The sequence below is a fragment of the Vibrio ziniensis genome, from assembly GCF_011064285.1.
Lineage (GTDB): Bacteria > Pseudomonadota > Gammaproteobacteria > Enterobacterales > Vibrionaceae > Vibrio > Vibrio ziniensis.
Window position 1 is genome coordinate 2378097 of sequence record NZ_CP049331.1, and the last position, 12598, is coordinate 2390694.

Sequence of the window (12598 nt, forward strand, 5' to 3'; positions counted from 1 at the left end):
GCAATCCTATCAAGCCAGCGTTGCCGCTGGCTTGATAGACCAGATGTTATCGAATCTGCAGGATGTTTTGTTGAAGCTGGTTATGAACTTCTAGCGCACGAGAGTTTGCTTGGAAGTTACGTTGAGCTGAGATCAAATCTACTAACTCTTGAGTCATATCAATGTTGGACTGCTCTAAGGTACCGTTGTTAATCGAACCGAATGAACCCTTATTGGATTCGCCCCAGATCTTACCGCCAGATAGCTGAGTAGCATCCCATTGAGTACCACCTTTTTTATCTAAGCCTTGTTCGTTTGCAACACGTACTAACGCAACGCGACCTAAAGTGATATTTTCGCCGTTCGAGTAAGTACCTAGAACACTACCGTTTTCATCAAAGTCAATTTTGGTTAGGAACCCTGTTGTAGCGCCATCTTCATCAAACTTAGTCAGTTCAAATGGTGCCGCAAACTGAGTTGCCGAATCTAAACCAAATGCGATTGTTTGGTTTACATCAGCACCATTCAAGTTCAGTGGATTCGCTCCAGAACCTAATGGATCCGACACAATTGGCTGGCCATTGTTAAGGCTTGCTAGTGTGCCATCATTATTAAACTTCATGGTATGTCCTACATGACCTGAAGGTGTAGTCGCATCACCACCCGTGATATTCAAAGGCTTTTCACCTTCTTTATCTGTCATGGTGTAATAAGTTTGCCACGTATTAGGCTGAGTTTGATCCTTCAGATAATACGTAGTCATCTTATATGACTGACCCATTGAGTCATAAACAGTCGACGACGTTGAACGGTTAAATGTCTCCGGATCGTTGTAATCGAACAACGTAGGATCCTTTAAATCACCGTTTGCAGGTAAGTTAACACCTACTTCTACGTTCGCCGTCTGTTTTGGTTTACCGAACTCTGCTGGAATGTTTAGTGGCTGTGGTTCGTAAGAAAGCACATCACCTGTATCAGGGTTTACCTGGTAACCAAGTAAAAACTCATCATTCGACGTCACCATGTAATTGTCTTTGTTCAGGTGGAAAGCACCGTTACGAGTCAATTCATTTTGCTGTGGAATGAGACGCTCTTTTGATACCGCAAAAAAGCCTGTGCCCGAAATGCGTAAATCCATCGGGTTGTTAGTATAAATACTTGAACCCTCGTGGAATTGCTGAGCGACTTTATTTGCTTGAACACCACCACCAGGAGTAGTTTTCGCATTGGTAAACAAAGAGCTTGAGTAAACATCACCAAACTCCGCACGAGACTCTTTAAAGCCGAACGTGTTTGCGTTAGCAATGTTATTACTGGTTGTGTTCAGGTCTAACTGAGCTGCAGATAAACCACTAAGTGATACGTATGACATTCCAAATTCTCCTACCTAGCTTGCATTACTATGACTATGCTTTGCCAACTTCTAGTACTTCAGCAAGTCGAACTGGTGAGGTAAATCCAGCTAGATTGAGTAGTACGTTACCATCGCCTTTACCAAGCAGAACACTATTCACATTGGCGTATGTAGATACACCAAATTCTGTGTTTGTCCCGTCAAGTAGACCAGCCGCTTTCACTTTGTATTTGCCGGCCGGCAATGGATTACCGTTTTGATCTTTTCCATCCCATTCGACACGGTTATCACCGGCCGGTTTCGCCCCTACATCCATAGTACGGACTAGCTGTCCCAACTCATCTTCGATACGAACAAATAAGTTGCTTACTGAACTTGGAAGCTTCACCATTGCCGCCATGCCTGCATCATCTTTCTTCACGCCCGCAGCCCCCGGCACTAGTACATCACGACCTACTAGTGACGATGCCTGTAAAGCTTGATTCGATGTCATTGCCGAGTTCAAACTCTCAAACTGAGTGTTCATCTTGCCAATACCATCAACCGTCGCAAAAGATGCCATTTGCGCAATCATCTGATCATTGCTGACCGGCTTGAAAGGATCTTGCTGAGAAAGTTGCTTCGTGAGCAGGGAAAGAAAATCTTCTTGCTTAAGATCTTGTTTACCTGTGTTCTCACTCGTTTTCTTCTGCTCTTGAAGAGCCTTCAGCTGGTCAACATAGGACAAGCCGCTTTGACCAATGTTATTGATTCCGGCCATACGCTAACTCCTTATCCTTATTGACCCATCTGCAGCGTACGCAGCAGCATTTGTTTACTTGCATCTGCAACTTGAACGTTCGTTTGATATGAACGTGATGCAGAAATCATATTAGCCATTTCTTCCATTACATTGACGTTAGGCTTGTAGATATAGCCTTCGTCGTTTGCAAGTGGGTGATCTGGGTTAAACTCCGCAGTAAGCGGTTTATCACTTTCCACAATACCTAACACTTTCACTGGCACGTTTGGGTCGCGGTTATAACGTGCTTTGCTTAACTCAGCCCCGAACACTGCATGACGCGCTTTGTAAGTATCTTTAGCGGAGCTACTGATACTGTCTGCGTTAGCAAGGTTACTTGAGGTGGTATTTAGACGTACAGACTCAGCACTCATCGCAGAACCTGTCACATTGAACACATTAAATAAGCTCATCTAAATTACTCCCCTTTAATTGCTTTCGTTAAGTTCTTGAATTTACTTCCTAAGAAGTCTAGTGATGCTTGGTGGCGAATCTGGTTTTGCATAAACAAGTTACGCTCTAAATCCACATCCACCGTGTTACCATCACCGGTGTCAGGTTGAGTTGGAACGCGGTAAAGCGTTTCCCCTGTCACTGTCGTAGAGGCAGGAATATGCCGACCATCCGTACGGCTAAGACCAATGCTTGCCCCCGAACTTGCCGCCTGCAAAGCCTTTTGGAAGTCCATCCCTTTTGCCTTGTACCCAGGTGTATTCGCTTGTGCAATGTTGGTAGAGATAACCTCTGCATTGCGTTCACGAACACCCACCGTGTGCTGGTGTATGCCGAGTGCGTTGTTAAAAGAGATAGCCATACTTTGCCTCTTAGATAAGAACTGACCGTTAGTAATAGATTAAAAGCAATTAGCGTACCAACTTTTAAAAACGCCAATTCACAATCAATCTTTTCTTGTATTGCAGTATAGAGTTAGCAAAAAGCACGCCGCTTTCAACGATAACAAATACCTAAATTATGAGATTTGGAATGGATATCTTTAGGTATAGAACAGAGACACAGAAAGGAAAGAAAAAGCCCAACACTTGGCTGGGCTTTAGAAAGACATAGATTAGAGCTAATAACTTATTTGAGCTTATAAATAATGCCCGGATTACAGCGAACCATCTCAAACTTATCCGTTAGACCCGTGAGAGACTCAGAAGCGCCTAATAGCAGATACCCACCTGGGTTTAAATTATTTGCCATCTGGTTCAATACTTTTGCTTTCATCTCTGGAGAAAAGTAAATCAACACATTTCGGCAAAAAATGATGTCAAACTTACCCAGCAACGCATAGCTTTCCATTAAGTTTTGCGGACGGAAGTTCACCAAACGCTTTAAACTATCTTTCACTTTCATACGCCCATCGCCAGCATCCTCAAAGAATGCTCGGCGACGTTCAAGAGATAAACCACGCCCTAAAGCGAGGCTGTCATAAACTCCAGCACGACACATATCCAACATGCTTGCGGAGATATCGGTTGCAGTAATTGATACGCTTGGAAGCAATCCAGGGCGACGCTGCTGAGTTTCCAAAATGGTCATTGCCATTGAATATGGCTCTTGACCAGACGAACTCGCCGCTGACCAAATTTTAATAGGGCGTTTTTTTGCCGCCATTTCTGGCAACAAACGCTCAGCAAGCACAGTGAACGGATACGTATCACGAAACCAGAGGGTTTCGTTGGTTGTCATCGCATCAACGGCTGCCACACGCAAATCACGATTTCTGCCTGTTACCACATCACGTAACAGCTCAGATAAACTAGCCAACTTATATTTAGTCACAAGTGGACTAAGACGACTTCTTACCAAGTACTGTTTGCTGTCACCTAATACGATTCCGCATTGAGATTCCAGAAACCGGCAAAAGTCGCGATATTCTTGATCGCTTATAGTAATAGCAGTCATTAATTTCTCTTTATTTTACTAGCGCAGCTTTAACCGCATTACCAAGCTCATCTGGGTTGAACTTAGCAATAAACGAATTCGCGCCGACTCGTTCAACCATAGCTTGGTTAAATACCCCACTCAATGATGAGTGCAGTATAACGTAGAGATCTTTTAATTCATTATGCCGACGAATTTCTGCCGTTAGAGTATAGCCGTCCATTTCTGGCATCTCGATATCTGAGATAACCAAAGAAATTTGATCGTAAATACTGCCTTCTTTTGCCATCTCTAACAGCTTTTGATAAGCATCTTTACCATCTTTGGTTAGAATACATTCAAATCCAATCGACTCAATTGCTCGTTGAACCTGTTTACGCGCAACAGTTGAATCGTCAGCAATCAGAATACGACGAACAATCGGCTTTTCTTGTTCAGCTTCAGCAATGTCCTGACCAATACTAGCATCCATTGACTCATCAACTGGTGCGATTTCTGCAAGGATTTTTTCTACATCGAGAATTTCAACCAATTCGTTATCAATATTGGTTACAGCTGTCAGGTAGCTTGCTTTACCAGCACCTTCTGGCGGTGGAAGAATGGCTTCCCAGTGCATATTGATGATACGTTCAACAGAACTAACTAAGAATGCTTGTGTGGTACGGTTAAATTCTGCAATGACAACAAAACTTTTTTGAACATCTTGAGTCGGACGCCCACCAATAGCCAAACTAAGGTCAATAACCGAAAGAGTTTGGCCACGGATATGAGCCACACCTTTGACCAAGTGATGAAGATTTGGCATAGCCGTCAATTTAGGACATTGTAGGACTTCTTTGACTTTAAAAACGTTAATGCCATAACGTTGGCGTCCATTAAGACGGAAAGTCAGTAATTCTAGTCGGTTTTGACCAACAAGTTGCGTACGCTGATTCACAGAATCAAGAATACCCGTCATAAGCACATCTCCATCTGAAACTAATGTTCATAAAAAGTGATAGTCTACTACAAGCTATAAAGAAACGAGAGACACGAACAATGCATCCGAAGACCTGTTTACATCTACATTCCATATCTAAGTGTAGAGCTTTCTATAATATTTTTTTTAACTCTATCGGTTTTTTGTTAGCTTTCTTTAGCTTTTCTTTATCTGCTGCAACACCTGAACAAATAAAAATGATACAACTCGCTGCAGAAAATCACGTGCTAAGTACGGTCGATGTTGGAGAAGGTGGTGAGTTAGTCGTCAGTGCTTCCAACATTGATGAACGTATATTTGCTACCGACTGTCAAACCGCTCTTTCAACCTCATCATCATCTAACAATTCGTCTTCCAGTAACATCACTGTACTCGTTGAATGCGAGGAGGATAATTGGAAAACATATGTCCCTGTTCGACTGACAATGCGAATTCCTATGGTTACCGCTGCTAATCATATTAGCAGAGGAAAGGTTTTAACAGAAAACGATATAACTATCAGTATGGTAGATCTGCTGCGCTTTAGACGGCAAGGATTTTCCTCGCTAGATCGTGTAGTTGGAGCAAAAACTAAGAAAAACGTGAAGTTAGGTGATGTGATCGAGCAAAATGATATCTGTGTAGTTTGCAGAAATGACAGTGTTGTTATCCAAGCAAGTGCCAATGGTATGAATATTACTACTAAAGGAACAGCATTATCTGACGGAAGCTTCGGCGAACAGATAAAAGTGAAAAATGATAAATCTAACCGTATAATAGATGCGCGAGTCAGTGGAATAGGTGAAGTAACCGTTCAATTTTAAGCATTTACGTAGAAATACGTTAATTTCGTCACGATGCTATAAAATTACTAAAGTTATTTCCCTATTTGTCGATACTGACAGTACAGATTAATATTTTTAAAAAGGCTCACTTATGGCAGGCATTGATAACATACGCTCAGGGCATTCGTTAAATACAACGAATCGAACTCCTGCTCGTTCTAATTCAGATGCATCTTCACCAACTTCAAGTTCAACAACTCGTGCTGCTGAGCAAGATTCCGTATCTCTCAGTCATCAGAGTAAAGCAATTGGTGAACTGCATAACGATATGACAACGACTCCTAGCTTCGACAGTGCGAAAGTTGCTGCGATTAAAGAAGCAATTGCTAACGGATCTTATGTTGTTGATTCAGAGAAACTGGCCGACAATATGATCAGATTTGAGAAAGAATTGGGTGGCTTCAGCTAATCCAGTTTGATTGAAAGGCAAAGTAAGTTATGGCGGCAATAAAAGACCTCATCGAATTCCAACTGAGAAACGCACAAGAACTCTCAGTACTGCTGGAACAAGAAAAAATCGCGATTACTGCTCGTATATCTGCGGACATAGAGGCGCTCGCTAAACAAAAAACGACTTTGGTTAACCAACTGCAAACAACTGACCAACGAATTTCTGCTCATCCTCATGTCTCGAGCCTGACTGAGGATAGCTATCTCAGTGAGTTAACAAATCAAATTCGTTCAATTATTCACGATTGCCAACAAGCAAACTTAGTTAACGGTGAAGCGCTTAATCGTGCGCAGCTTAGCTTTAATAAGCTAAACAACATGATGCAACAAAGCTTAGGTAAAGTAGGAATGACATACAGTGCAACCGGACGCACGCAATCTGTTTCAACCTTAGGAACCAACCTAAAAGCGTAATAGTTCGCACATCAATATTGATAGAAATGAACAAACAAAAAGCGGCAATAATTGCCGCTTTTTGTTTGTTCTGAATTTAAGTATCTGGAGAGTGATAGTTAAATCAAAAAGAGTTAAAACAGAGTCTGCTGACGTTTTTCAGGAACCTGCTGCACTTCGCCATAATCACGAAGCATATTCATTTTATTGATGTCTAGACGCAGTTCAGTAACATAGCTGTCGCCAACTTTATAACTGCGTACCACTTCTGCACCACGGATAACACCATCAACTTCGCCACTGGTACGCTCCGTGCCTAGACGCTGATCGCTCAGTTCTGCTCGACCGCTCACTCGCATACCATAAACCTGTTCTGCCAACTCCCTGTATGCATCCATTTTAGAAGCTCTCATTGCGCGAACTTGCTTCTCTGCATCATCTCGGCCTCTTTGTTCACTAATGCTGGCATAGCCAACAGAAGTCAACACTTCCATAGAACGTATAGGCTGTAGAGGCTGGCACCCCATCATAAACAACGTCGTCACTAAGACTAATAACCATTTATTCATCATCAGCTCCTAAGGACGTAAAATGACAGTATAAGGTTGTTTAATTGTCGGGTCTGATCGAATAAGAACACCATCTTCGGTACGAATGCTATTTAAGGTATCTAAATCTTTACCTATACGATCAGCTGGCAAAAAGCCTTGTGCTGTGGCAACAACAATTCGCGACTGTAGGCCAACCACGCGAGCATTAACGAGTACCCCACCATCTTGACGCAGCATAGTTCCCGTTAATACATATTGGATGTCTTGTTCTTGAGCAAGATCTTTCCAATCACGGCTAAATGCGAAATCGCCTTGTTGAGTGACTTGGATCGTTCCAGTGGTTTTATAATCAACGACTTTGAAGCCACGACGTTGAAACTGGTAAATAAAACCTTCTGATACCGAATTACCTAGCCAGTTTGTCGTATCCATATTTTGTAGATCAACAAATGAAGTTACAGCAATCGAATTACGAGAAGTAATACTCGTATTTGATATCATCAAATCTTCAGTCAAACTCTCGACGAAGAAATCCAATGTGTGTCTCGGACTCTCCATCAACATAAATTGTGAACCTGCGTACGGCTCTTTTCCGTTATAAATCGGGGCATAGGCACACGCAGTTAAAAAAACTGCTGGCACTAAAGGAAGCCATTTTTTCATTCTCTTCATCTCCAGATATACTAAGGCATCGGTTCCATTTCACTCTCACTGATGAAACTGGAACACTCTTTGCTTTTCTAAATTCGTCTACTATTCAGAAACGCGATACCTACATCAGCTAAAATTTAAGAAGCAAAATTTATACCTAACTGGTAAATTATAATGAAAAAAATTATTTATTCTTTAATTTCAATACTTTCTTCAACTTTATATCAGTCTAATGCTTATGCAGAATGGTACGAAGTGACAGGTAGTGCCGCCATTGTTTCAACAGATAGTGCCGCTCGACTACATGCATTAGAAGATGCCATTTATAAAGCGGTAAAGTTTGCCGGGGCAGATATTGGCAGTATTAGCAATCTTATGCCGCTATTAGAAGCAGAGCGTAAAGAGTATCAGTTTTCTAACCATGAAGTGCGCTACATATTGATTGAACAAACCAGTTCTAGAAATGATGTGATGAATGTTCGAGCACGCATTGACATCTACCCATCGGCAACAGGTTGCCAGCAGAGTCAGTATAAAAAGACCTTCTTAGTTGGAAATATCGATTTAGCCTCACCACAACAAGCGGTAATGGGACAAATTTATAATTTAGGCGATGATTTTGCCGAAGTGGTAAATAGACAAATAGGTCAAGAATCAAGCAGCTTCGTTTCTGTCGGAACAACGAACTACGATATCAATGCACGTAACCCTGAACGTATAAAGATGATCGCTCAAGATACTGGGGCGCAATATATCATTGGGGGCGTCATTACCGATCTAACAGCCACCATTGAACAAAAGGTTTTGCAAGACGATATTATCAATCGCCAATTTGCTTTAGAAATGAAAGTATTCGATGGCAAAACAGGTAATGAAGTACTCAAACATAATTATCGTGAAGTTGCCCGTTGGCCATTTGCAAAAACCAGCCAAATAGACACTCGTAGTGCTCGCTTCTGGGCTTCTACCTACGGTGATATGTTACTTAGAGTAAGCAGAAACATTATGTTGGACCTAGAGTCTGAAATATCCTGCAAAATTACTCTTCCCGAAGTTGTCGCAAAATTTGGTAATACAATAACTATGGATTTAGGCAGAATTCACGGTGTTCAGGAAGGTGATAAGCTACAACTTTGGCACACAGGTGCTTTCATTGACCAAAACGGATTACCTCGTAACAAGGTAACGCAGAGCGATATTACCCTGACGGTATCCAGAGTTTATGAAAACGATGCAGAAGTCATTATTGACCAGCCAGAGCTACTATCGAGTGTCCAAGTTGGCGATGTTATGCACAAACAATAATTAAAATGCTATTCGGTTATTAACTTATTCAAATAATTGAGTAATATAACACTCCTGCTCCCGTGGCACAGCTGGATAGCGCGGCCCCCTCCTAAGGGGCAGGTCTCAGGTTCAAATCCTGTCGGGAGCGCCAAATAAAACAACGCCTTAGCTAACATTTAAGCTAAGGCGTTTTTGTTTATGGATAGCCATTATCGAATTTTCAGCTGTCCGTCCCCCATTAACCCAGATGGTTTATGTTGCTTAAAATGCCTTTGTTTATATGATGAGTGATAAATTGAACTAAGAGCAAAGATAAAGGAAATAGCAGCATGAAAACGGAAGAGTCAGAACAACTCCACGTTTTATTGAATGGTTTGAACATCACCGTTAGACCTATCTCACCAGAAGACAATCCGCAAATTGCGGAAGTGATTCGTAATAGCTTTATTGAAAATAAAATCGATCATCTCGAAGGTGTGAGCTTGCATGATCCAGCTCTAACTCAACTAAGCAGCGCCTATACCAGTGAAAAATCAGCTTATTGGGTCGCCACACTAAATGGGAAAGTCGTTGGAGGCGTAGGTGTCGCTCAACTGTTGGGAGCTGATGAAAAGTACTGTGAAATGCAAAAACTGTATCTGGACAAATCTGTACTGGGCATTGGACTAGGACGATATCTCATCGATTTATCGGTACAAAAAGCGAGAGCGTTTGGATACAAATACTGTTATTTGGAAACCCTTAAAGAATTAAGTTCAGCCGTATCTTTATACGAACAATTTGGTTTCGAGCATATCGAAGGAAGTCTTGGCAATACAGGCCACGGTAGCTGTGAAATCTGTATGCTTAAAACACTATGATACAGATAGATAAAGACTAACTCGGATCAGTTAGTCTTTATCATGTTTATTTCAATGCGGCGTAGAACTATCGGAAGTTACAACTTAACGCATTGATATTATTTGCACTTTGATGTGCTTCACAAGCATTCTCGCTTGCCTGCCCAACTAAAGAAACATTCTGATTAGATACAGCTTGAACATGATGAACGTTTTGGCTTATCTCAGCAGTTACCGCGCTTTGTTCTTCCATTGCTGTCGCAATCTGAATCGATTTGTCTTCAAGTAACGACATCATATCGATCACGCTAGACATAATATCCTGTACTCCCTGAGCCTCACTATTACAGCCTTGAGATTTATCTTGGTTGGTTATCATCGATTTCTGCCACGACTGCATAGAATTTTGCAGATTCGTCACCGAACTCTGAATATTCTGAGTGGCAAGCTGAGTTCTGCTCGCTAACGTCCGAACTTCATCTGCAACCACGGCAAACCCCCTACCTTGCTCACCAGCCCTTGCCGCCTCTATCGCTGCATTGAGAGCTAACAAGTTCGTTTGATCAGCAATACCTTGAATTTCTGCCATAACGCCTGAAATCTTATTCGTGTCTTCCACCAACTGAAGCAGACTCTGAGCTGCAGCGCCGATGTCGTCAGACAGCTCATTGAGATTTTTGCCATTTCTAGACAGAGTTTCGGCCGCATTACTACATTTGGCTTTGACTTCTCTGACAAATTCTCGAGTATCTAAAGTTGCGCTGTTTACTTCTTGAATTGACGCATTCATTTGAGCCGCCGCTGTTGAAAGCTGCTCTAATAACTCACTTTCTGCTTGCAAACTTTTTAGTGAAGACTCACTGCTAGATTTAAGCTGCTGTGAAATACACACCAAAGCCTTCCCAGAATCAGAACTTCTTCCCAAAATTGTCCTTATTTTTGCTAACTGAATATCGACGTTATAGGCAACTTTGCCACTTAACCCAGTACCACAAAAAACCACACGCGAAGGGCTATTTGCCGTGTCAGATTGTTTTTGGATTAAAGTTGGCAATTTGAAAATTTCATCGAAAAACAAGCTACTAAGAATAGTTAATGACATCAAAACCAACGCAAACATTTCCAATCCAGAGATCCAGTAGGAAGCTCCCAGCAAAAGAAGAACAACTAATGCTGCAACAACTCTCTGAAATTGAATGTGTTCAGTAAGAGGAAAAGGTTTCTTTCCTTTATTAATTCGTTGATACAGTCTCTCTGCAGAAGCTATATCCTTTCGAGATGGGCAATGGCGAACGGACTGATAACCAATAATTTTGTCTTTGTCGTAGATTGGGGTGACGAATGCATCCACCCAGTAGTAATCTCCATTTTTACAGCGATTTTTTACCATCCCCCGCCAGCTATTACCTTTCTTTAGCTGTCCCCACATATCAGCGAATGCCGCTTTAGGCATATCTGGATGGCGAACAATGTTATGGGGGTTACCAATCAGTTCCTGCGAAGTGAAGCCTGCCACTCGGCAGAATTCATCATTTGCATAAGTGATAATACTATTGGTATCTGTTGTTGAGACCAAAAACTCCGATTGGGAGAAGGTCACTTCCTTTCCGTTGTGAGTAGACATAGCCAAATACCGTCCTTGAAACTTATTATTATCAATAATAGACATCCTATATTTGGTGTTCCGTACTAGAGCACCTAATTTATAAGCCTCTAATAACAAAACACACAATAATAACAATATAGTTACAACCAACCGTTCGGCATGATCAATATTATAAAGTGTGACGTACGTTAACCTTGAGATGAACTTGTTGCATCACCTACATTTAAAGAGCTCAATAAATCGCCTAAAAAACCATAAAAAAACAATAGGTTATATAGGTTAACAATGAAAAACTCGCAAAAACCTAACGCTACCCTGATATTAAATTTCGCCATTAAAACTAGACTCGGTATTACGTTCTACTAGATTTCAACTAAAATTATTGTTAACAAAAATATCGACACTCCCAAATGAGTTGACGCTAAAAATGCAGTCAAAACGATGTATATGTTGATACTTCAATGGGTAATGATAAGCCTATGACAAAAAGTAACCTTGAAACTAATACCGGCCACCGTTTTATTTCTAAAGCTAAAACAGCTTATAAAATTCATATTCATACTCCCGATGACAGCGTGCTGCACAGATCAGTTGGTTACATACGTCTAGGTGAAACAAAAGGTCTAAAAAAGGCCATCAAACTCAGAAATGAACTTGGAAGAGAAATGTGGGGGAAACACTGGCGTCGAATATTAAAAGACCCATTCTTGATGACTCGCCTACCTCACAGCTTAGAGCCGAAGATCATCTATAAACCACGCCCAACTAGCGATAATCCTGAAAGCCGTGATGCCTGTTATATTGCAGCTTGGCGAAATTATGATACCAAAGGTAGATGCTCTTTTAAGAGTGTAGTGTGCTCAATAAACAAACACGGCAAACTCGCCGCATACACCAAAACAAAAAAAGCTCTATTGGAAGCACATAAAGACTGCTTAGACATCCTCATTTATATGGGGCGCTTAAGCAGCATTGATTTGAAATAGCCTATTTAATCAAGAACAAACTCCAATTCAT

15 protein-coding genes and 1 tRNA gene are annotated in these 12598 nt (G+C 41.4%); 7 read left to right on the plus strand and 9 right to left on the minus strand.

Features of this window, described 5'->3' with window-relative positions; translation table 11 throughout:
- Positions 1-46: 46 nt before the first annotated feature.
- The 6 genes from flgE to G5S32_RS11000 form a co-directional block, all read right to left on the minus strand.
- Positions 47-1351 carry a flagellar hook protein FlgE gene (gene flgE, locus G5S32_RS10975; RefSeq protein WP_165312042.1) on the minus strand — a complete coding sequence of 435 codons (1305 nt, stop codon included), beginning with the start codon at positions 1349-1351 and terminating at the stop codon, positions 47-49.
- Positions 1352-1385: 34 nt separating this feature from the next.
- Positions 1386-2093, minus strand: coding sequence for a flagellar hook assembly protein FlgD (gene flgD, locus G5S32_RS10980; RefSeq protein ID WP_165312043.1), 708 nt, complete (start codon positions 2091-2093; stop codon positions 1386-1388).
- 17 nt (positions 2094-2110) lie between these two features.
- Entirely contained in the window at positions 2111-2527 is a 417-nt protein-coding gene (flgC, locus tag G5S32_RS10985; protein ID WP_165312044.1) for a flagellar basal body rod protein FlgC, read from the minus strand.
- Between the two features lie 5 nt (positions 2528-2532).
- Positions 2533-2928: a flagellar basal body rod protein FlgB gene (gene flgB / locus G5S32_RS10990; protein ID WP_165312045.1), complete on the minus strand. Its 396-nt coding sequence runs from the start codon at positions 2926-2928 to the stop codon at positions 2533-2535.
- Positions 2929-3194: 266 nt separating this feature from the next.
- Positions 3195-4022 carry a protein-glutamate O-methyltransferase gene (locus G5S32_RS10995; RefSeq protein WP_165312046.1) on the minus strand — a complete coding sequence of 276 codons (828 nt, stop codon included), beginning with the start codon at positions 4020-4022 and terminating at the stop codon, positions 3195-3197.
- Positions 4023-4032: 10 nt separating this feature from the next.
- A complete protein-coding gene (locus G5S32_RS11000; protein ID WP_165312047.1) occupies positions 4033-4959 on the minus strand; it encodes a chemotaxis protein CheV in 927 nt (308 codons plus the stop codon).
- 80 nt (positions 4960-5039) lie between these two features.
- Between G5S32_RS11000 and flgA the strand changes: the two genes are divergently transcribed.
- The 3 genes from flgA to G5S32_RS11015 all read left to right on the plus strand — a co-directional run bounded on the left by flgA (position 5040) and on the right by G5S32_RS11015 (position 6668).
- The gene (gene flgA / locus G5S32_RS11005) at positions 5040-5783 is read left to right on the plus strand and encodes a flagellar basal body P-ring formation chaperone FlgA (protein WP_165312048.1); all 744 of its coding nucleotides are present in this window, start codon (positions 5040-5042) and stop codon (positions 5781-5783) included.
- A 112-nt stretch (positions 5784-5895) separates the two neighbouring features.
- Positions 5896-6213: a flagellar biosynthesis anti-sigma factor FlgM gene (flgM, locus tag G5S32_RS11010; RefSeq protein ID WP_165312049.1), complete on the plus strand. Its 318-nt coding sequence runs from the start codon at positions 5896-5898 to the stop codon at positions 6211-6213.
- A 29-nt stretch (positions 6214-6242) separates the two neighbouring features.
- Positions 6243-6668 (plus strand): flagella synthesis protein FlgN, encoded by a 426-nt coding sequence (locus tag G5S32_RS11015; protein ID WP_165312050.1) that lies wholly within the window; start codon positions 6243-6245, stop codon positions 6666-6668.
- 113 nt (positions 6669-6781) lie between these two features.
- Here G5S32_RS11015 and flgP read toward each other — a convergent pair whose 3' ends face one another.
- The gene (gene flgP / locus G5S32_RS11020) at positions 6782-7216 is read right to left on the minus strand and encodes a flagellar assembly lipoprotein FlgP (protein ID WP_165312051.1); all 435 of its coding nucleotides are present in this window, start codon (positions 7214-7216) and stop codon (positions 6782-6784) included.
- Between the two features lie 9 nt (positions 7217-7225).
- A complete protein-coding gene (locus G5S32_RS11025) occupies positions 7226-7861 on the minus strand; it encodes a FlgO family outer membrane protein (protein WP_165312052.1) in 636 nt (211 codons plus the stop codon).
- Positions 7862-8023: 162 nt separating this feature from the next.
- Here G5S32_RS11025 and G5S32_RS11030 point away from each other — a divergent pair, with 162 nt between their 5' ends.
- The 3 genes from G5S32_RS11030 (at position 8024) to G5S32_RS11040 (ending at position 9996) form a co-directional block, all read left to right on the plus strand.
- Positions 8024-9154, plus strand: a complete 1131-nt coding sequence (locus tag G5S32_RS11030; RefSeq protein ID WP_165312053.1) for a flagellar assembly protein FlgT — start codon at positions 8024-8026, stop codon at positions 9152-9154.
- Between the two features lie 56 nt (positions 9155-9210).
- Positions 9211-9287 (plus strand) — tRNA-Arg (locus G5S32_RS11035).
- Between the two features lie 178 nt (positions 9288-9465).
- Positions 9466-9996, plus strand: a complete 531-nt coding sequence (locus tag G5S32_RS11040; protein ID WP_165312054.1) for a GNAT family N-acetyltransferase — start codon at positions 9466-9468, stop codon at positions 9994-9996.
- A gap of 67 nt (positions 9997-10063) precedes the next feature.
- Here the strand turns inward: G5S32_RS11040 and G5S32_RS11045 are convergent, their stop codons facing one another.
- Positions 10064-11599: a methyl-accepting chemotaxis protein gene (locus G5S32_RS11045; RefSeq protein WP_165312055.1), complete on the minus strand. Its 1536-nt coding sequence runs from the start codon at positions 11597-11599 to the stop codon at positions 10064-10066.
- A 461-nt stretch (positions 11600-12060) separates the two neighbouring features.
- Between G5S32_RS11045 and G5S32_RS11050 the strand changes: the two genes are divergently transcribed.
- Positions 12061-12567 carry a Fe3+-citrate ABC transporter substrate-binding protein gene (locus G5S32_RS11050; protein WP_165312056.1) on the plus strand — a complete coding sequence of 169 codons (507 nt, stop codon included), beginning with the start codon at positions 12061-12063 and terminating at the stop codon, positions 12565-12567.
- Positions 12568-12598: the final 31 nt, after the last annotated feature.